17 protein-coding genes and 1 pseudogene are annotated in these 19,899 nt (G+C 36.6%); 12 read left to right on the top strand and 6 right to left on the bottom strand.

Features of this window, described 5'->3' with window-relative positions:
* Positions 1-2: 2 nt before the first annotated feature.
* Positions 3-365, top strand: a complete 363-nt coding sequence (locus tag ACFX5U_RS00295) for a YraN family protein (RefSeq protein ID WP_038695320.1) — start codon at positions 3-5, stop codon at positions 363-365.
* Positions 366-377: 12 nt separating this feature from the next.
* Positions 378-1,415, top strand: coding sequence for a glutaminyl-peptide cyclotransferase (locus ACFX5U_RS00300; protein ID WP_280571301.1), 1,038 nt, complete (start codon positions 378-380; stop codon positions 1,413-1,415).
* Between the two features lie 430 nt (positions 1,416-1,845).
* Here the strand turns inward: ACFX5U_RS00300 and def are convergent, their stop codons facing one another.
* Positions 1,846-3,072 (bottom strand): peptide deformylase, encoded by a 1,227-nt coding sequence (def, locus tag ACFX5U_RS00305; RefSeq protein ID WP_081918284.1) that lies wholly within the window; start codon positions 3,070-3,072, stop codon positions 1,846-1,848.
* A 109-nt stretch (positions 3,073-3,181) separates the two neighbouring features.
* Here def and ruvX point away from each other — a divergent pair, with 109 nt between their 5' ends.
* Together ruvX and ybeY are read left to right on the top strand one after the other, a co-directional pair.
* Positions 3,182-3,595: a Holliday junction resolvase RuvX gene (ruvX, locus tag ACFX5U_RS00310; protein WP_400263629.1), complete on the top strand. Its 414-nt coding sequence runs from the start codon at positions 3,182-3,184 to the stop codon at positions 3,593-3,595.
* A 1-nt stretch (position 3,596) separates the two neighbouring features.
* Positions 3,597-4,031, top strand: a complete 435-nt coding sequence (gene ybeY, locus ACFX5U_RS00315) for an rRNA maturation RNase YbeY (RefSeq protein WP_038695324.1) — start codon at positions 3,597-3,599, stop codon at positions 4,029-4,031.
* Between the two features lie 58 nt (positions 4,032-4,089).
* On the opposite strand, the gene ACFX5U_RS00320 is transcribed toward ybeY, so the two are convergent.
* Positions 4,090-4,509 carry a nucleoside-diphosphate kinase gene (locus ACFX5U_RS00320; protein WP_038695325.1) on the bottom strand — a complete coding sequence of 140 codons (420 nt, stop codon included), beginning with the start codon at positions 4,507-4,509 and terminating at the stop codon, positions 4,090-4,092.
* A gap of 148 nt (positions 4,510-4,657) precedes the next feature.
* Here ACFX5U_RS00320 and ACFX5U_RS00325 point away from each other — a divergent pair, with 148 nt between their 5' ends.
* The 5 genes from ACFX5U_RS00325 to galK all read left to right on the top strand — a co-directional run bounded on the left by ACFX5U_RS00325 (position 4,658) and on the right by galK (position 10,271).
* A complete protein-coding gene (locus tag ACFX5U_RS00325; RefSeq protein WP_400262228.1) occupies positions 4,658-5,506 on the top strand; it encodes a 4-hydroxy-3-methylbut-2-enyl diphosphate reductase in 849 nt (282 codons plus the stop codon).
* An 82-nt stretch (positions 5,507-5,588) separates the two neighbouring features.
* The gene (gene hemH / locus ACFX5U_RS00330; RefSeq protein ID WP_280571295.1) at positions 5,589-6,617 is read left to right on the top strand and encodes a ferrochelatase; all 1,029 of its coding nucleotides are present in this window, start codon (positions 5,589-5,591) and stop codon (positions 6,615-6,617) included.
* Positions 6,618-6,635: 18 nt separating this feature from the next.
* On the top strand, positions 6,636-7,910 hold the full coding sequence (locus tag ACFX5U_RS00335; protein ID WP_400262229.1) for a metallophosphoesterase: 1,275 nt from the start codon (positions 6,636-6,638) through the stop codon (positions 7,908-7,910).
* A gap of 156 nt (positions 7,911-8,066) precedes the next feature.
* On the top strand, positions 8,067-9,116 hold the full coding sequence (locus ACFX5U_RS00340; RefSeq protein ID WP_400262230.1) for a UDP-glucose--hexose-1-phosphate uridylyltransferase: 1,050 nt from the start codon (positions 8,067-8,069) through the stop codon (positions 9,114-9,116).
* A 3-nt stretch (positions 9,117-9,119) separates the two neighbouring features.
* Positions 9,120-10,271 carry a galactokinase gene (gene galK / locus ACFX5U_RS00345; RefSeq protein WP_400262231.1) on the top strand — a complete coding sequence of 384 codons (1,152 nt, stop codon included), beginning with the start codon at positions 9,120-9,122 and terminating at the stop codon, positions 10,269-10,271.
* A 76-nt stretch (positions 10,272-10,347) separates the two neighbouring features.
* On the opposite strand, the pseudogene mfd reads toward galK, so the two are convergent.
* Both mfd and ACFX5U_RS00355 read right to left on the bottom strand, forming a co-directional pair.
* Positions 10,348-13,684 (bottom strand): annotated as a pseudogene (mfd, locus tag ACFX5U_RS00350) (transcription-repair coupling factor).
* A gap of 203 nt (positions 13,685-13,887) precedes the next feature.
* Entirely contained in the window at positions 13,888-14,469 is a 582-nt protein-coding gene (locus tag ACFX5U_RS00355; protein WP_280571281.1) for a hypothetical protein, read from the bottom strand.
* Between the two features lie 366 nt (positions 14,470-14,835).
* Between ACFX5U_RS00355 and ACFX5U_RS00360 the strand changes: the two genes are divergently transcribed.
* On the top strand, positions 14,836-16,467 hold the full coding sequence (locus ACFX5U_RS00360) for a hypothetical protein (RefSeq protein ID WP_051959729.1): 1,632 nt from the start codon (positions 14,836-14,838) through the stop codon (positions 16,465-16,467).
* A 63-nt stretch (positions 16,468-16,530) separates the two neighbouring features.
* Here ACFX5U_RS00360 and galE read toward each other — a convergent pair whose 3' ends face one another.
* The gene (galE, locus tag ACFX5U_RS00365) at positions 16,531-17,559 is read right to left on the bottom strand and encodes a UDP-glucose 4-epimerase GalE (protein WP_038695340.1); all 1,029 of its coding nucleotides are present in this window, start codon (positions 17,557-17,559) and stop codon (positions 16,531-16,533) included.
* A complete protein-coding gene (locus ACFX5U_RS00370; protein WP_400262232.1) occupies positions 17,556-18,551 on the bottom strand; it encodes a GDP-mannose 4,6-dehydratase in 996 nt (331 codons plus the stop codon). Before ACFX5U_RS00370 ends, galE begins: the two co-directional genes overlap by 4 nt.
* Positions 18,552-18,612: 61 nt before the next feature.
* On the opposite strand from ACFX5U_RS00370, the gene ACFX5U_RS00375 reads away from it, so the two are divergent.
* Together ACFX5U_RS00375 and ACFX5U_RS00380 are read left to right on the top strand one after the other, a co-directional pair.
* Positions 18,613-19,479: a 3-deoxy-D-manno-octulosonic acid transferase gene (locus tag ACFX5U_RS00375; protein ID WP_400262233.1), complete on the top strand. Its 867-nt coding sequence runs from the start codon at positions 18,613-18,615 to the stop codon at positions 19,477-19,479.
* The gene (locus ACFX5U_RS00380; RefSeq protein ID WP_400262234.1) at positions 19,442-19,858 is read left to right on the top strand and encodes a 3-deoxy-D-manno-octulosonic acid transferase; all 417 of its coding nucleotides are present in this window, start codon (positions 19,442-19,444) and stop codon (positions 19,856-19,858) included. The genes ACFX5U_RS00375 and ACFX5U_RS00380 overlap by 38 nt, the downstream gene beginning before the upstream one ends.
* The last annotated feature ends 41 nt before the right edge of the window (positions 19,859-19,899 follow it).

Consider the following 19,899-nt stretch of genomic DNA (forward strand, 5'->3'; position numbering starts at 1 on the left):
GTATGGCCAAACATCTTGAATTTGGAAAATTAGGCGAATCATATGCTGAGAAATTTCTGCAGGATTTAGGCTGTGAAATTTTGTTAAGAAATTGGCGATGTAAGAATTTAGAAGTAGATTTGATTGTCAAAGATATTGATATTTTGGTGTTTGTTGAAGTGAAGACACGACGTCAAATTGATTACGGTGAGCCATTTGAATTTGTCGATTGGAAAAAAAAGAGAAAATTGACAAGGGCAGCGGATTATTATTTAAAAAAATATAAGGTACAAGGAGAGATCCGTTTTGATATCGTATCCATCGTTATCGCGGATAAAGAAACCATACAAATAGAACATATCAAAGATGCGTTCTGGAATGAATAAAGTATATTTTATATGAAAAAAACAACGTATGTCTTTTTAGGATTAATATTTGGGCTTGGAGCCTGTAAAACTAAGAAATCGAGTAAGCTTGAGTTTGCGAAACCTGACACGAGTCAATCCATAGAGCAAGGAGAGCCCATTCAGTTGCAATTGAAATTTTCCTCATCAGATTTGGACTCTGTGGTGTATTATATCGATAATCAGGTGGTTGGACAAAAGCAAGATACAACAGCACTTCAAGTCGATAGCAAAAACTTAGCGCTAGGTGCTCGCAATATTTCGGCGAAGTTATATCAGGGAGCTAAAGTAGACAGTGCGAGTGAATATATTAGTGTGGTACCTCCTGCACCTAAGGAGTATGGTTTTGAGGTTGTTAATAAGTTCCCTCATGATACAACAGCATTTACACAAGGACTGCAATACGAAAATGGATTTCTATACGAGTCTACTGGTAGCGGGAATGGTACACTTACCTCATTGCGACGTGTCGATTTAAAATCAGGGAAGGTATTGCAGCGAAAAGATTTTGACTCAGAAAAATATTTCGGCGAAGGCATGACCATTGTTGGGGATAAAATCGTGATGTTAACATGGAGAAATATGGAAGGCTTCGTTCTAAATAAATCAAGTTTTGAATTGGAGAAAACATTTCCTTATCATAATAGCAAAGAGGGGTGGGGGCTAACATTTGATGGTAAACGTTTGATTAAGTCTGACGGATCACATAAATTATATTTCTTAGATCCAAATACGCAGGAAGAAATAGATTTCATTGAGGTATATGACAATAATGGAAAAGTTGCTGCATTAAATGAATTGGAGTATATCAATGGAAAGGTATATGCCAATGTATATGAACAAGATATTATTGTTATTATCAATCCGCAAACAGGAGTGGTAGAGAGTAGAATAAATTTGGTAGGAATCTACCAGCATGCACAATATGATAATGAGTTGAATGGTATTGCATATGATCAGGCGAGCGATCGTCTATTTGTGACCGGTAAACTTTGGAATACTTTGTTTGAAATTAAAATGATCGCGCGGTAAGTACGACCTTTTGAGAAAAAATGAAGAAGTCTTATGCGGTCAAGTATTGACAAGCATTATAAATTCAAAAAAGAGCATAAAATATAGTTTTATGCTCTTTTTTTGTCTTGAAATTTAAATGCGATTAATAATTTAAGAAATGCTCTTAAGTAAGGGCGGTGTTTTGTTGAAAGCGCATTCATATCAACTTAGTATCAAAGTAATACCTACTTCGATATTAAAACTGTTATTAGATAGAATTTATAGAGGGTTTATAGAGCTTTACCTCTATGAACCCTCTATAAACCCTGTATAATACCTCTAGTATAACTCTAAAAAATACCGAGCTGATACAAAGCAGGTGTTAAGTTGTTTGAATCTCAATCGAATTATAAACCGGTATTAAATCATTAAAAAATAATAGAGGTAGTTCTAGTTTCTCGGGGTGTTCTTAAGGACGTAAAGCATGTGGTTTTATGAAAAATTCCATTTTTTCACTTAAAGGTTCAAACTCTTCTTTTTGCGCTTGTTCTACACGATCGGGATAAAGGATGCCATATAAGTGATCAACTTCGTGCTGGAAGATGACTGCCGTAAATCCTTCAATATTTTCTTCCATTATCTTTCCTTCTTTACTGATGTGTTGCAGTCGAATTGTATAGCTTCGTAATACATCTTCCCTACGGTCGGGTATGGATAAACATCCTTCTACTCCTTTTCGCGTCAATTTTGATCTCCAAATAATCTTAGGGTTGATATAGCTTTCAAATGGTTCATGTTCTTTATCAAATCTTTGAACTACGATTAAATTTTTATTGATTCCTACCTGTGGTGCCGCGATACCAACGCCAGCGTGCTCGGGATGTTGAACCGTGCTTAACATTCTCTTTTCTAATGCAGAAATTGAGGAATCATTATATTTAAGGTCAACTGATGGAGTTGTCAGTATAGCAAGGTCTTTTTTATCAGTTATTTGCAGTATGCGTAGCTTTTCTGTTGCTGGTCCACTAGTAATAATCTGTAAGTCTTCCTGATTAAAGTTCATTCCCGATTGGATATCAATAGGTCTTTCGTTTTTTTCTTTATGGAATGCTTTTTCTCCTGCCATAATCTTGGTTTCTAAAATGTTTTCTTGGGGTGGTACAGGGCAGCGATAGCCATTACTGTACGCACAATAAGGATTGTATGCGGTATTGAAATCGATGGTTGCCTTACCGCTTATGATATCTTCAGTTGATAAATCAATGTAACGTCCACCACTATAACTCTCTTCACCATTTGTTAAATCTAAAAAGGGTAAAAATAAGTGATTCTTGTACTGTGGATTTTGAAATAGTGCTGCACTTTGATAAACTGTCAATTGATAAGGTTTATTGTTCAAGGTGAAATTCAATATAGCGTAACGTTTATAGGGGTTGCTTGTGCCATCGTAGGTGGGCATTTTGAAGGTTTCCTCACCCAATAACAAAGTTACATCTGCTGTAACCCGGTAATCTTGATCGACTGGGAAGTAATCTAAAAACTGTACTTGATCTGCGGGTAAGGGTCCAAATTTGGACTTAGATAAGCTCAAAGCTTTTTCTTGCCTATCCTTTAGAACAAGCTCTTGGTAATCTTGCGCATTTGCTTTTATACTTGAAGCTGCCAAGAAAAGGCCAATTAGTATGGTGTATTTCATTCCTTTTGATTTAAAGTCTAGCAAATTTATAGATTATTTTAATCAATTGGGCATCTATTTACAGAAACAGATTTGTATTTTTGTCAAAATATTCAAGATAAGCATCAGTATGAGAGTAATGGCTTTTGATTATGGGACCAAACGTATCGGTATAGCGGTGACTGATCCCATGCAAATAATTGCAACAGCATTGACAACGGTGCATCCAGACGAAGTTTGGAAATTTTTAGAAGATTATTTTAAAAATGAGCAAGTGGAGACTTTTGTTGTGGGGAAACCATTGCAAATGGATGGAACAGATTCGGAATCTGCCATACATGTGCTAGGCTTTGTTCGCAGGTTAAAGAAAACATATCCTACCATCCCCGTGGTAGAAGTGGATGAGCGGTTTACTTCTAAAATGGCCTCTGCTGTAATTGCTCAGAGTGGTAAGAAAAAAAATAAAAGGCAAGAAAAAGGTATTGTTGATACAATTTCAGCAGCCCTTATTTTGCAGACATATATGGAAACAAAAGCATATTAATATGGCATTAAAAGATATCCTATTCTTTACTGAAGATGTTGATTTCAAATTAAAGGAAAAGGCAAAGATTAGAGAATGGATTATGAAAACGATTAAATCTGAAGGATTTAAACGTGTAGGAGAGTTAAGTTTCATTTTATGTTCAGATGTGTACTTGTTGGAAATCAACAAACAATATTTGAACCACGATACGTATACTGATGTGGTTACTTTCGACTCTTCGGAAGATGAAGATGTAATCGCGGGAGATATCTTCATCAGTGTTGAGCGTATTTCTGAAAATGCGGATAAATTTAAGGTCGATAGCAGAGAAGAATTACATCGCGTTATCATGCATGGTGTATTGCATTTATGTGGATATTACGATAAAAAACCAGAAGATAAAGCTTTGATGACCGCTAAAGAGAATGAATATCTTGGTAAACGAGATTTTTAGAAATGAAAAAGGCGTTCAACTTGTATGCTGAACGCCTTTCTTATGATTTTGATTAAGACTAAAATCTCTCGAATTGTGAGAAGAAGAAAGATCCTTCGATTTGTGCATTTTCATCAGAATCAGATCCATGAACTGCATTCGCATCGATAGATTTTGCATATTTGTTACGGATAGTACCTTCAGCAGCATCAGCTGGGTTAGTAGCACCGATCAATGTACGGAAATCTTCAACAGCATTGTCTTTTTCTAAGATTACAGCAACGATAGGACCTGAAGTCATAAAGTTTACTAATTCTCCATAGAAAGGACGCTCTTTGTGTACTGCATAAAATGCACCAGCTGTTTCAGTAGACAATTGAATATATTTCATTGCTACGATTTTGAAACCGCCAGCAATAATATCATTCAAAATTGCGCCGATGTGACCATTTGCAACTGCATCTGGTTTGATCATCGTAAAAGTTCTGTTAGTTGCCATTAATGTTATTTTTTTTGCAAAAGTAATGATTTCTGCCAATAACTGAAAGATAAGCGCGTTATATTCTTCTATTCATCACCTATTGTCACATTTTCTTTGAAAAAAGTATTTTTCTAGAGTATCTAGAAATGATTAACTTTGTATTATTATGGCATTAAATCTAACAGTTGATATTGATAAAGATTCAGGGTTTTGTTTTGGTGTAGTCTATGCGATAGATATGGCCGAAGAAATCTTGGAAGAAGATGGTTATTTGTACTGTCTTGGTGATATTGTACATAATGATGAGGAGGTAGCCCGCCTTAAAGCGAAGGGCCTACGTATTATCGCCCATGATGTGTTGCCAACTTTGCAACATGAGAAAGTGCTCATCCGTGCCCATGGCGAAGCCCCCGAAACTTACAAGATTGCATTAGAAAATAACATTACGCTGATTGATGCCTCTTGTCCTGTTGTACTCAAGTTGCAAAATCGAATCAAAACCTCCTTTGATCAAGAGGAAAAGATATTAATTTTTGGTAAGCATGGCCATGCCGAGGTCGTTGGTCTTCAGGGACAAACGAATAATGAGGCATTGGTGTTCCAAGATATTGCAGAATTGGATGATGCTGATTTACCAGCTTCCTTTACCCTCTATAGCCAAACGACGAAGAGCGTTGATCGGTTTTATGAAATTAAAGAGGAGTTGATTAAAAGAGGATATGAAGTCAAGGCTAATGATACCATTTGCCGCCAGGTTTCAAACCGTTATGAAGATTTAGTACACTTTGCTAAAAAGTACGATAAGATTGTTTTTGTTTCTGGAAAGAAATCTTCTAACGGTAAGGTACTTTTTGAAGTATGTCTTAAAGAAAACCCCAACACTTATTTCGTTTCAGAAATTAGCGAGATTAATATTGCAGACTTTAACGAACATGATAGCGTGGGTATATGTGGGGCAACATCAACTCCGATGTGGCTTATGAAAGAAGTTAAAACCTTTCTAGAAGCCCTGTAGATCCAAAATTACGCGTCATAAATATTTCATTTTGTCGTAGATAGCCACTATCTACCGTGTAATTTCCGTAGTTTTGTGTTAAATGAGTAAGAAAGCTACCAAAGGAATTTTATTAGTTCAGCTGGGGACTCCAGATAGTCCTGCTACATCAGATGTTCGAAAATATTTGACAGAATTTTTAATGGATGGAAGAGTAATTGATATTCCATATATCAATAGAACTCTTTTAGTTAAAGGGATTATCGCTCCAACCCGTGCCCCAAAATCAGCTAAGATTTATGAAACAATTTGGGATAAAGAGACTGGTTCTCCGTTGATGTATTATAGCCTAATGCAACGTGATCTTTTGCAAGAATCATTGGGTGAAGATTATCATGTTGAACTGGCTATGCGTTATCAAAACCCTTCCATTGAAAATGCGTTGAAAAATTTGGAGGGTATGATGCTAGATTCGATTCGTGTTATACCTTTATTCCCACAATACGCTTCCGCCACTAGTGGCTCGGTTATCGATCGTGTGATGGAGTTGATCCGTAAATGGAACTATCTGCCAAGCATGAGTTTCGTAAGCAGTTACTGCCAAGAACCTTTGATGATTGAAACATTTGCCGATCACGCAAGACAACATGATATTGCTAGTTTTGATCATATCGTCTTCAGCTACCACGGACTTCCTGTCCGCCAATTGGGAAAAGTTGACCCGACAAAGCAGTTAAAATGTCCGGAGGATGGATGTGATTCATGTAAAATTAACGTCAATTCTTTCTGTTATTTGTCACAATGTCATGCAACGACGCGCGCTATCGCGGAGGAGTTAGGCTTGCAAAAAGATCAGTATAGTATCTGTTTTCAGTCAAGATTAGGTAAAGAACCTTGGATTCAGCCTTATACATCTAGTTTATTGGAGACTTTGGCTAAAAGTGGAAAGAAGAAACTCTTAGTATTTAGCCCAGCATTTGTTGCGGATTGTATTGAAACAATTGATGAAATTGGCGTGGAATATGCTAATGAGTTTAAGCATTTAGGAGGCGAGGAGGTTCAACTTGTTGAAAGCCTAAACGGTGACCCTAAGTGGATTGAGGCTTTAAAGCGATTGGCTTTAGATGCTTAGTACTAATTTAAAACAACGATGTTAATAGTAAATGTAATTATACTTCTGATATTAGATTTTTATATCTTTTTTGCATTAAAGGCAACGAAGATCAAGTTTGCAAAGACTAAAACTTTTGGAATTCTTTGGTGGGGTTATTCAATTTTACTTTCTCTAGGGGTTCTCATATCTTTTAAATTCAATATCCCACTTATAGTTCGTTCTGTTTTTTTAGTTGCATTTTTTCTCACTGCAGCCTCTAAGTTTTTCTTTTTCTTCGTCCTTATCCTGGATGATTTGAGAAGAGGGGGACTATGGCTAACAAGATTGGTAACACCAAAAAAAACAGTGAAACAAGCAGTCAATGTATTGGAAATGCCAATAGCTGAAGAGCCTGTCAAAGGAATCACACGATCGGATTTTTTAACGAAAGCAGGGATTTTGGTTGGTGCATCGCCACTGGTACCTCTAAGCTGGGGAATTATTTCTGGCGCTTATGACTATCGGATACGCCGTCAAAAGTTATATTTGCCGAACTTACCCGCAGCTTTTCATGGTATGACAATCGGGCAAATTTCCGATGTCCATTCGGGGTCATTTTACAATAGAAAAGCAGTTAATGGTGGTGTCGATTTATTATTGAATGAAAAGCCCGATGCAATTTTTTTCACCGGAGATTTGGTCAATAATGTCGCGTCAGAAATGCGTGATTATCAAGATATCTTCTCTAGGCTGAAAGCTGACTTAGGTGTTTTCTCGAGTTTAGGAAATCATGATTACGGTGATTACTATTTTGGAAAAGAAGATTCAGCTGCCAAAAGAAAAAATCTTCAGGATTTGATCGAGACGCATAAAGTTATGGGCTGGGATTTACTGAACGATGAAAATCGCATTTTAAAGGTTGATAATGAAGAATTGGCTATTATTGGGGTTCAAAACTGGGGCACAGGTCGCTTTCCTAAACATGGCGATCTACAAAAGGCATTATTAGGTACAGAAGAGCAGTCTGTTAAATTGCTCCTTTCTCATGATCCTTCACATTGGCGTGCTCAGGTATTGGATACAGATGTTGATGTGATGTTTGCAGGACATACACATGGTATGCAATTCGGTGTTCGTCTGAAAAATGTACAATGGAGTCCGGCTAAATATGTATACAAAGAGTGGGCTGGCTTATATAAAGAAAAGGAGAATAAACAACTCTATGTAAATGTTGGCTATGGTTTTCTAGGCTATCCCGGACGAGTGGGAATATTACCTGAGATTACTATTTTTGAACTTATAAAAGGGAATGACCCAAAAGCGCGTGTATAATAAAAAAAGTATCTATCCTACCTACTAGGAAAAGTGGTCATATTGGCAATAAAAAAAATAAGCACTCAATCGAGTGCTTATTTTTTTTATTGCCATTTTCTTTAACGGTCTAATTACTATCTTTAGGGACTAAAATTGTGAAATAATAATATTATCATGCAACAATCATTCGAAATTAATTCGGATCCCCATACTCGGTTGAATATTCTTACAGGAGAACGTGTTCTGGTTTCTCCACATAGAAGTAAAAGACCTTGGCAGGGACAAGTAGAAGATGTAAATCAAGAACAAAGACCAGCATACGATGAGAAGTGCTACCTGTGTCCAACAAATAAGCGTGCGGATGGTGATGTCAATCCAAATTACTCAGAAAGTTTCGTTTTTGTAAACGACTTCTCTGCACTTTTGAAGGATACACCATCGGAAGATATCAACGAAGAAGAGCTGTTCATCGCGGAATCGGAGAAAGGTATTTGTAAAGTTATTGCATTTTCTCCGCGACATGATCTGACGCTTCCAGAAATGACTGTTCCAGCTATTAAAGCTGTTGTAGATGTATGGCAAGCAGAATTTGCAGACTTGGCAAAGCATGAATGGATAAAGTATATTCAAATATTTGAAAATAAAGGTGCCATAATGGGATGTAGCAACCCCCATCCCCATGGTCAAATATGGTCGCAGAATCATGTACCCGTAGAGCTTCAAAAAGAGTCTAAAAATCAGAAACAATATTTTGATAAGCATGGTAGAACTATGCTTGGCGCTTATGTAAATGCAGAATTGAAAAAGCAGGAGCGAATTATCGACGAGAACAACTCGTTTGTGGTATTAGTGCCTTATTGGGCTTCTTGGCCATACGAGACAATGATTGTGAGCAAAAGACCTATTCAGAATATATTAGCTTTTACAGAGGAGGAAAAGGAGGATTTGGCTGCAATTTTGAAATTGCTGACGACACGCTATGATAACCTTTTTAATACATCATTTCCCTATTCCGCAGGTATGCATCAGGCACCAGTGAATAGTGGAGATTTCCCAGAATGGCACTGGCATATGCATTTTTATCCACCATTATTACGTTCTGCAACCGTTAAAAAATTTATGGTAGGTTACGAAATGCTTGCAAATCCGCAACGTGATATTACACCTGAATTTGCGGCTCAACAATTAAGAAACTGCGCTACCACTCATTATAAAAACGTTTAAAATATGATCACAAAAGAATTAATACAAAGTAAATTTAAATCTATTTTTCAAGCAGACCCTATTGTTGTACGCTCTCCTGGGCGGATCAATATCATTGGCGAGCATACGGATTATAATGATGGCTTTGTGCTTCCTGCAGCAATCGATAAAGCGGTCTATATCGCGGTTTCTAAGAGGGCAGATAATTTAATTTCTTTATATGCTGAAGATTATAAAGGAGCATATGAGGTTGAATTGGATCATATTGCTCCTACGGATCTACATTGGCCAAATTATATTTTAGGAGTTGTTGATCAAATTCAAAAAAGAGGCTTTGAAATTGGTGGATTTAACCTTTATATCGATGGTGATGTCCCTTTGGGAGCAGGATTGTCGTCTTCTGCAGCAGTTGAATGTGCTACGACATTGGCGTTAAGTGAACTATTTGAATTACATATAGAGCGTTTGGAGATTCCTAAAATTGGACAATTGGCAGAGCATACGTATGCCGGTGTTAAATGTGGTATTATGGACCAATTTGCCTCGACTTTTGGTAAAAAGGATCATGTGCTAAAATTAGATTGTCGTTCATTGGAATATGAATACGTTCCATTGGTATTGGATGGTTTTACCATTATTTTGTTGAATACAAATGTGAAGCATGCTTTAGGTGACACAGCTTACAATAAACGTGTGGAACAATGTAAAAAAGCAATAGCGTGGATAAAGGAGAAATACTCTACAGTTGTCAATATGCGCGATGTTTCGGTTGCTATGTTGGACGAAATGGTGAAGGATAAGGATGCTGAAGTATACACAAAAACGCGTTTTGTCGTAGAAGAAAGCGAGCGTGTTCATGAAGCATGCGAACATTTGAAGGCTGGTAATCTGGTTGCATTAGGTCAAAATCTGTTCGCTTCACACCATGGCTTGAGTAAAGAATATGAAGTAAGCTGTGAGGAGTCCGATTATTTGGTGGACTTTACTAAACAATTCCCACAGGTATTGGGCGCACGACAAATGGGAGGTGGTTTTGGAGGTTGCACGATCAATCTTGTAAAAGACGATTTTGTATCTGAATTCATCGCTCAAGTATCTCCCCAATACTTAGCGCACTTTGGAAAAGAATTGACCGTAATTCAAGTGAAAACGGATGATGGTACATCGGTTTTATAGCATTGATTTAACAAAAAAGGGTTTCTATCACAAGATAGAAACCCTGTTTGTTAAAATAAATATGATAACCTTTATTTTAAACCATTTCTTTTAAAAGCTTTAAGGCATAGCCAATACTATTGACATTGCTTAAAGCTAATCTTAACTGTTTTTTAATTTCTTTCAGATTGCTAATTTCTGGGTGTTGTTGGACAAATGACAGCACCTTTCCAAATTGATCTGACTCAAAGTAAGATGATTTTGGATTGTTGACAAAATAACCTTTTAAGGTGTTCTTCTTGTAGGATATTTTCTCAAATCCAATCTGCTTTCCGAACCATTGTAAGCGTAATGTATTAAATAATTCAAAGACTTCATGTGGTACAGGGCCGAATCGGTCTTCTAATGATACTGCAAAATCAGTCAGTTGTTCTTCATTCTCAAGTTTCGATATTTCCGTGTATAAATTATAACGTTCACTGATATTGGTTACATATTCATCTGGGATCAAAACTTCCATATCGGTGTCGATCTGTGTAAATGAAACGTACTTGTGGTCTTTGTCATCGGCAAAAACTTCTGAGAACTCATCTTCTTTTAACTCTTGGATAGCTTCATCAAGAATCTTATGATACATTTCAAAACCAATTTCAGCAATAAATCCAGATTGCTCACCGCCTAATAAGTTACCAGAACCGCGAATATCTAGATCGCGCATAGCGACGTTAAATCCTGCTCCCAATTCTGAAAACTCCTCTATTGCAGAAAGTCGTTTATAGGCTTCAGAAGTAAGTGTAGATAGGGGAGGGCTTAACAGGTAACAGAACGATTTTTTATTGGAACGTCCCACACGTCCACGCATTTGGTGAAGATCGCTCAGACCGAACATATGTGCATGATTGATGATGATGGTGTTGGCATTGGGAATATCTAGACCAGCTTCAATGATGGTTGTGGCAACCAATACATCAAAATCATGATTGATAAATTTAAGCATGACATCTTCCAGATCATCACCTTCTAATTGACCGTGAGCGATACCTACTCGTGCGTTAGGGACTAGTTTCTGAATCATAGCGCCTAATTGTTTTAAATCGGCAACACGATTATGGATAAAGAATACTTGACCTGCACGTTCCAGTTCAAATGACACCGCCTCTTGTATCAATGTTTCATTGAATACATGTAATTCTGTTTGTACGGGTTGACGATTGGGTGGCGGCGTGTTTATGAGACTTAAATCTCTTGCTCCCATGAGCGAGAAATGTAAGGTTTCTGGGAATTGGTGTAGCGGTCAATGTCAGTGAATCGACATTGGCACGTAATAATTTTAATTTTTCTTTGACGGAGACACCAAATTTTTGCTCTTCATCAATGATCATTAATCCCAGATCTTTGAATTTAACATCCTTACTGACCAAACGATGCGTACCAATGATAATATCGATTTTACCTTCGGCCAATTTGGCTAGTGTTTCTTTAATTTGTTTTGCTGTTTTAAACCTATTGATGTAATCAATGGTACAGGGTAAATCTTTAAGACGTTCGTTAAAAGTTCTAAAATGTTGATGTGCAAGAATGGTTGTGGGGACTAAAATGGCTACTTGTTTACTGTCTGCGACAGCTTTAAATGCTGCGCGAATAGCAATTTCTGTTTTTCCAAATCCGACATCACCACAGATCAACCGATCCATTGGGTGTGGCGATTCCATATCGCGTTTAACATCTGCTGTAGCTTTTTCCTGATCTGGAGTATCTTCATACATAAAGGATGCCTCCAATTCATTTTGAAGATAGCTATCTGGACTAAAAGCTGTACCCGTCTGTGCTTTACGTTTGGCATAGAGCATGATCAAATCTCGGGCAATATCTTTAACTTTCTTTTTTGTTGTTTTCTTCAGCTTGTCCCAAACATCGGTACCCAATTTGTTCATTTTTGGGATAGATCCTTCTTTACCGGAGTATTTAGATATTCGATTTAGCGAGTTGATGTTGACATAAAGGAGGTCGTTGTCGGCATAACTCAATCGAATCATTTCTTGAGATTTTCCGTTGACTTCTATTTTTTCAAGTCCCGCATATTTTCCTACACCATGATCGATATGGGTGATGTAGTCACCAGGTTTGAGATCGCGTAGGTCTTTTAAAGTAATCGCTTGGCTTTTTTCATAGCCTTTTTTTCTTTTGTATTTATAGTATCGATCAAAAATTTGATGATCCGTATAGCATGCTAATTTGACGTCATCGTCGCGAAAACCTTCCCTGAACCCTTTGTGTATCGGGATAAAAGTGACTGTTTTGTCGAGGTCTTCTAAGATTTTGTATATTCTTTCAATCTGTTTGGGAGAATCTGAAAAGATTAAATTTTCAATTTTATTTTTCTCATTCTCTTTGAAATTATGGATTAACAGGTTAAAATCTTTATTGAATGAAGGTTGTGGATGGATATCAAATTTGATTGTGGTATCGGGCTTATAAAAGAATTGTTTCCCGAATTCGATAATTGGAAAATCAAAAAGTAAGGCATTGAAATTCTTTTCATCAGAAAATCCATATGCAGGATTTATCCACTCTGAATTGTCTTTCTTTTCTTTTTCTGTTAAAGCATTCCAGAATTCTGTTGCTTTTCTATTTCCATCTTTTATGGTATCCAATGTAAACTGTACATCCTTTATCCAAACAACAGTATCCCTGTCAATATACTCCAATAGGGAGATGTTTTGTGCGGTTAAAAATTTAGCTTGTACGTTGGGAACAATTGTTACTTTGTGGATTTTTGATACAGATAATTGAGATTCAATTTCGAATGTTCGAATACTTTCAATGTCGTCACCAAAAAATTCTATCCGATATGGTAGGTCATTGGAGAAGGAGAATATATCTACAATTCCACCTCTGATGGCATATTGCCCTGGTTCGTAAACAAAATCTACGCGGTCGAATTCGTATTCAAATAAAAACTCATTGATAAAGTCTATACTTAATTTTGTGTTTTCCGTTATCTCTAAGGTGTTTTTTTCGAGATCACTTCTATTAATGACTTTTTCCGCAATCGCTTCCGGATATGTAACGACCATTTTTGGCAACTCGGATGCGTGGTTCAACACGTTTAGCGTTTCTGCACGTTGTAAAACGTGGGTTGCATCCAGCTGGGTAAAATCAAAAGGTTTACGGTAGGAGGTCGGGAAAAATAAAACTTGTTTATCAAGGAGGCTTTCGAGATCACTTAGGAAATAGGATGCATCTTCATGTGTTGGTAGGATAAAGAGATAAGGTCGTTCTTGTAAAGTATAACTCGCTACAGCAATGACGGCATCAGATGAACCGATAAGACCTTTTAATTGGACCTTTGGATTTTTAGCTTGTATCGCTTTTGTCAAAGTTTGTGTTAACTCACTTTGACCGTATTTTTCTATAATTTCTTTAATTCCCACGCGTTCACTAATTTGGAATACTGCGAATTTAATGAAAATGATGGGTTGTTACAAAATTAGCTTTACCTATCTGGTACTTTGATAAATAAATGAGATGAATCTTGTCGATTTTAACTCATCTCAACTGGTGTAACTACGTATTCGAGTATTGGTATGTATCGTTATTTAATTTCCTTAATCTTGAGCGGATTCGTAACAAAGCATCATAAGTCCGTATTGATTTGTAAGACCTGTATATAATCCTTCAATGCGCTCTTATTGGCTGTTTCTAGAATGTTTTGGAAATTTTCTCTAAAATCAAACTGATGGTCTTCGTGAATCTTTGCATATTTTCCCACGGCATGTTTTATTCTTCCTGCGATGTATTTTTGAAGTTTATGAGCTGCTGATTGATAGGATGAACTTAAAAGAGCTGGGTAATTGATAATAGCTCTTTCTAGGACATAAATCCGAAACTCTACTTCACTAACTTTATCTTTGGTGACTTTCTCATGCTCATTGATCATGCCACTTGCTTGTTTCACCAATTTATTTAATCCCACAAAATTACTCAAGCTTGGGGAGTTGAATACTTGCGATTCTCCTAAGTCGAAAAGTTGTTTAAGCTGGTTCCTTAAGTTTTCGATACGTTGCTCTAAGTCAGATTCATCTTCTAACAGTTGAAAATGAAGTTGCTTGATTAACATTTTATCTTTACTAATCAATCTTAGCAATAACTTATCTTTTTCTTTTACAGGAAGGTTTAATACTGCTTTTTTTAATTCTGGATCTTGATGGATTGACATGATTTAAAGATAGGAGAAAATTTACAGTTTAAAAAATTTAGTGGGAATTTGGAATTTTTCGTATATATTCAAGATGATAGAAAAACTTTTCTGTACGTTTATCTTCAATATATGGAAAGTTCACTTCTTTTATGATTTTTATAAAATCAGCTATTTTTAGTTACATTTTTTTAATGAAGCTTCTATCTAAACTACATCTAAAATTATTTATATTTGTAGATAAATACCCACAAATTTTAATAAGAACCTATTGATTTGAAATTTCTTAGTTTATTCTTCTTTACGTTAGTTTTTTTTAACGCTGCCTTTGCTGAATCAATCAGATTGGAAGATTTATTTTCTAGCAAGAGTAGGATTGAATATTTAATGAAACAAGAGAAAGAGTTTGGGAAAGATACTCTTGCTTTGAAAAATTACTTAAAACCTATTATCACCTTTGCCAAAGTATACAATGATGCTTCGCTATTAATCGCTTACGATAATATGCTGGCAAATGGGATGGCAGAGGCTTATGATGCTATCAATGATAGAAGTACAGGTTTGTATTTATCTGCAATTGAAAAGGCAAAACGTAATCGGGATAAAGAGCTGGAATTTTGGACTAAAGCCAACTATGGTTTTTACCTATATAACTTTCGTGTGCTTACAGAGGCTTTTCAAGTGTTTTTGGAAATTAGAAATATTTTACCTGTAGTGTCGTTAAATAAATTACCAAATCCAGATATCTCTTTACGTAATATGGGGTATTTTTTTGGAACTCTGGGTGATAATAGTGCAAGTTTAGAGTATTTGAATCTTGCTCGTCAATATGCTAATCCAAAATCAGAGGTGATGGGCAGTATCCTTGATGCATTAGGTGTCACTTACTTGAATATGGCTGATACAACAACTGCTTTTCGGTTTTTTAAAGAGACTGAGGCATTGTCGAAGTTAAACGGGGATAATATTAGACTGGGTAAAGCGCTCGGCAATCAGGCTCTCATCTATAGAGGAAGAGGTGATTTGGAAATGGCAGCAGCACTTTTGTTAGAAGATATTGTTTATTCAGAGCAGCACGGTAGTGAACAAAACACCATGTATGCCTATACTTTATTGGCCCACGTTTATTTAGATCAAGGGAAATTGACGGAAGCTGAAAATGCAATCAATCGTGCGGCTATTTATGCTTCTAGTAAAGTCTATCTAAAGAAATCGGAGAAAGAAATCACGGAAATTAGATTGGAGCTCGCAGTAAGACGTCATGATGAAAAGAACGAGTTGTTGGCTAGAAGAAGATTAATACAGCTTAATGATAGCCTGCAGCTGTGGAATAGCGATGAGAAGCTTCAAAAATTGAAGTGGTTGGCGGAACAGGAAAGTTATATCCATAAAATAGAACTAGGAAATGAACGTTTGGACAAAGAGTTGTTTAAGAAGAGAGCCTATAGTATCGTTGTTGTATTGCTATTGGCGCTGTCGATTAGTCTTTTTGTCTTATTTAAGCGAAAACTGAAAGTGCGAACTGTGCTCTATGAAAGGCGTGTTTTGAGTCTACAGATGGAAAAGTATTTGTCTGACCAAAAACTAATGGAAGCAAATAATAACCTCAGTTCATTTACGATCTATTTGAAAGAAAAGAACGAATATATTGCCAACTTAAAGGCAGAAATTGTAAAGGTGGAGCAAACTTCTTTTTCGTCTATTGAGAACGAGAGGGGGCAGCTACAAGCGCTATTGGAATCGCATTTGATGACGGAGGATAAATGGATTTTGTTTAAAGAAGCATTTTTAAAGGAGTATCCACTCTTCTATAATGATTTGCTTCGGAAATTTCCTGAGTTGACAGAGTCAAATCTGAGGTTCATTTTCTTAGGTAAATTGGGTTTGAAAAATACCGAAATATCCAATATTTTGGGGATTACTGAAGATGCTGTGAAAAAAGCAAAACAGCGGCTGAGAAAGAAAATAGGAGAAGAACGTTATTTGGTTCTATCTTCTGATATTAGACCAAACTTTTAGTCGATAGGATTGTGGGACAATGTAAAATAGGCTAACCAATAATACAGCTAGCCTATTTTTTTATTAAACGATTGGATTTTCGTGTAGGTATTTCTCCCATTTCCAAGCGCTGTCCATCATCTCAAAGATGCCTAATTGTGCTTTCCAATTCAACTCATTGGTCGATTTAGTGACATCACCATACACCTTCACGATATCTCCTTCACGACGTGGCCCTACTACATAGTTCAGTTTTTGACCTGATGCTTCTTCAAACGCTTTAATGGCTTCTAAAACAGAATATCCATTTCCTGTACCTACGTTAAAGACATCGTATTTTCCTTTAGGATTTCCTTTTTCTAATAATTTAATTGCTGCAACGTGTGCTTTTGCCAAATCAACAACATGGATAAAGTCACGGACACAGAAACCATCTTTCGTATCGAAATCATTGCCAAATACCGTCAATTTATCACGTTTGCCAATAGCGGTTTGTGTAATGAATGGTAGAAGGTTCTGAGGAACTCCTAATGGTAATTCTCCGATTAATGCAGTTTCGTGGGCTCCAACTGGATTGAAATAACGTAATGCTATGATATTAAAGTTGTCATATGCGTTAGCTGTTTCTTCTAAAATTTCTTCTGCAATCTGTTTGGTATTGCCATAAGGAGAAGTTGCTTTTTTTACTGGTGCAGCTTCATCTACAGGTAAGTAATCGGGCTCTCCATAAACGGTGCAGCTAGAGGAAAATACAAAGTTCACCGGTTTTTCACGATAAGCTTCTAAGAGATTGATTAACGAGAAAAAGTTGTTATGGTAGTATTTTAGTGGATTTTGAACGGATTCTCCAACTGCTTTGGATGCTGCAAAATGGATGATACCACTAATATCTGTGTTGTTTTTAACAAATTCTAAAACTTTTGTCTCGTCACATAAATCAAATTGATGAAACTCAGGTTTTATGCCGATAATTTTTTCAATTTGGTCTAACATTTTGATGTTAGAATTAGATAAGTTGTCAACGATAACCGGTGTGTAACCTGCATTATGTAATTCAACAACTGTATGCGAACCAATATATCCTGTTCCGCCTGTTACAAGTATTTTGCTCATTGCTTAAAGTTATAATATGTAAAGTCTTTATGTTCTAAATTTTCTATGGGTAACGATTGATAGTAAGCAATCGTTTTTTCCAATCCTGCTATTCTCGAAGTTTCGGGTTCCCAGTTTAATATTCTCTTTGCTTTCGAAATATCTGGTTTCCGCTGCTTTGGATCCTCTGTGGGGAGTGGTTGATAGACCTTTTTTCCTGTGGCCTGTGTAATTTGTAAGATTTCACTCGCTAACTGGTTGAGTGAAATTTCTTCCGTATTACCAATGTTGATGGGGGTAGTGCAATCTGAATGCAGTACTTTAAAAATGCCCTCTATTTGATCAGTTACATAGCAAAATGATCTTGTTTGTTCACCGTTGCCAAATAGGGTGATATCTTCTCCTAGTAGTGCTTGGGTGATAAAGGTGGGAACTGCTCGGCCGTCATTCATACGCATGCGAGGTCCAAATGTATTGAAGATTCGTACGATTCTTGTTTCTAATTGATGAAAGTTGTGATAGGCCGTGGTAATCGCTTCTTGAAAACGTTTGGCTTCATCATAGACGCCACGTGGTCCTACTGGATTTACATTGCCCCAATAATCTTCAGATTGTGGACTTACAAGTGGATCGCCATAAATTTCGGATGTGGATGCTACCAAGATTCTCGCCTTTTTTTCTAATGCTAAACCTAATAGATTGTGTGTGCCTAATGAGCCAACTTTAAGCGTTTGAATTGGAATCTTTAGGTAGTCTATTGGACTTGCTGGTGATGCGAAGTGTAAAATATAATCGAGGTGCCCTGGTACATGGACGAATTTGGAGACATCATGATTGTAAAACTCGAAATTTGATAGCTTGAATAAGTGTTCGATATTTCTAAGGTCTCCAGTAATGAGATTATCCATACCAATGACGTGGTATTCTTCTTGAATAAAACGATCACAAAGGTGAGAGCCTAGAAATCCAGCGGCTCCTGTTATTAAAATTCGTTTGCGTATCTTGTTTTCCACTTATTCTAACAATTAGAAAAGGTTTAATATCTTTGACGAATATAAGTATTATTTTACGAACATGCGCCTTCTTTATTCTTTAGGAATCTATCTTTATGGCCTTTTATTACGCCTTGTAGCGCCTTTTCATTCTAAAGCAAAGCTTTGGGTGGATGGTAGGAGGGACTGGTATGCATACATGAGTCAAACGGTTGAAACGGGGCAAAAACACATTTGGTTTCACTTTGCTTCGTTGGGTGAATTTGAACAAGGTAGGGCTGTATTAGAAAGTATAAAAAAAGATTTTCCCACTAAAAAAATTGTTATAACTTTTTATTCTCCCTCAGGATATGAGGTTCGTAAAAATACTAATCTGGCAGATTACGTTTTTTATTTGCCCGACGATACAGCAAAAAATGCAAAACTGTTTATTGATCTCATAAATCCTGAGTTTGTCATTTTTACAAAATATGAATACTGGTATCATTATTTTTCTGAGCTGCAAAATAGACAAATCCCATTACTGATGATTTCGGCAATCTTTAGACCGGATCAAATATTCTTTCAGTCCTATGGTGGTTTTTTTCGTAAGATCTTGAGCGCTGTGACTTATTTTTTCATGCAGAATGAAGAGAGCGTTCATTTATTGAAAGAGCATGGATTTAGAAATGTTGGGTTGACGGGTGACACGCGCTTTGATCGTGTGGTTGAATTGCCAAAGCAGTTGAGGCGTATTCCTGAAGTTGCGCAATTTGTTGGCGAATCTCCTGTTTTGGTGGCTGGTAGTACTTGGTTGGAAGATGAGCAGATATTAAAAGAGATGATGTTGATATTTCCAAAGTGGAAGTTGATATTGGCACCACATGAAATTCATGATGCTCATATAAAGTCAATTTTAGAGTTATTTCCTGATGCCTTACAGTTTCTCAAACTATCCTTCTTATGCTGATCAAAAAATAATAGATTCTCAGGTGCTGATTATTGATAATATCGGAATGCTTTCATCATTGTATGGCTATGGAAAGATAGCTTATATAGGTGGTGGTTTTGGGGTCGGTATTCATAATACGTTAGAGGCCGCGACTTATGGTGTTCCTGTTATATTTGGTCCCAAATATCATAAATTTCAAGAGGCTAAAGACCTTATTGAGCAAGGGGCTGGGTTTTCAATTCTTAATCGGGAAGAACTGATTAAGGTGCTTACGTGCCTGCAGGATAATGTTAAACGGGAATATGCGGGGAAACAAGCAAAACAATATGTTCAACAACATGCAGGTGCTACTGCAATTATTATGAAATATCTTTATTCTTCTAAATTATTGAAATAAGAGTTGTTTTTGTTCGGATTTATAAATGCTCCAAAAGGTGA

Source organism: Sphingobacterium sp. SG20118 (assembly GCF_044740685.1).
Lineage (GTDB): Bacteria > Bacteroidota > Bacteroidia > Sphingobacteriales > Sphingobacteriaceae > Sphingobacterium.

Coding starts and splice junctions, on each gene's coding strand:
- ACFX5U_RS00295 (WP_038695320.1), top strand. CDS start 3: ATGGCCAAACATCTTGAATTTGGAAAATTAGGCGAATCATATGCTGAG.
- ACFX5U_RS00300 (WP_280571301.1), top strand. CDS start 378: ATGAAAAAAACAACGTATGTCTTTTTAGGATTAATATTTGGGCTTGGA.
- def (WP_081918284.1), bottom strand. CDS start 3,072: ATGAAATACACCATACTAATTGGCCTTTTCTTGGCAGCTTCAAGTATA.
- ruvX (WP_400263629.1), top strand. CDS start 3,182: ATGAGAGTAATGGCTTTTGATTATGGGACCAAACGTATCGGTATAGCG.
- ybeY (WP_038695324.1), top strand. CDS start 3,597: ATGGCATTAAAAGATATCCTATTCTTTACTGAAGATGTTGATTTCAAA.
- ACFX5U_RS00320 (WP_038695325.1), bottom strand. CDS start 4,509: ATGGCAACTAACAGAACTTTTACGATGATCAAACCAGATGCAGTTGCA.
- ACFX5U_RS00325 (WP_400262228.1), top strand. CDS start 4,658: ATGGCATTAAATCTAACAGTTGATATTGATAAAGATTCAGGGTTTTGT.
- hemH (WP_280571295.1), top strand. CDS start 5,589: ATGAGTAAGAAAGCTACCAAAGGAATTTTATTAGTTCAGCTGGGGACT.
- ACFX5U_RS00335 (WP_400262229.1), top strand. CDS start 6,636: ATGTTAATAGTAAATGTAATTATACTTCTGATATTAGATTTTTATATC.
- ACFX5U_RS00340 (WP_400262230.1), top strand. CDS start 8,067: ATGCAACAATCATTCGAAATTAATTCGGATCCCCATACTCGGTTGAAT.
- galK (WP_400262231.1), top strand. CDS start 9,120: ATGATCACAAAAGAATTAATACAAAGTAAATTTAAATCTATTTTTCAA.
- ACFX5U_RS00355 (WP_280571281.1), bottom strand. CDS start 14,469: ATGTCAATCCATCAAGATCCAGAATTAAAAAAAGCAGTATTAAACCTT.
- ACFX5U_RS00360 (WP_051959729.1), top strand. CDS start 14,836: ATGAAACAAGAGAAAGAGTTTGGGAAAGATACTCTTGCTTTGAAAAAT.
- galE (WP_038695340.1), bottom strand. CDS start 17,559: ATGAGCAAAATACTTGTAACAGGCGGAACAGGATATATTGGTTCGCAT.
- ACFX5U_RS00375 (WP_400262233.1), top strand. CDS start 18,613: ATGCGCCTTCTTTATTCTTTAGGAATCTATCTTTATGGCCTTTTATTA.
- ACFX5U_RS00380 (WP_400262234.1), top strand. CDS start 19,442: ATGCCTTACAGTTTCTCAAACTATCCTTCTTATGCTGATCAAAAAATA.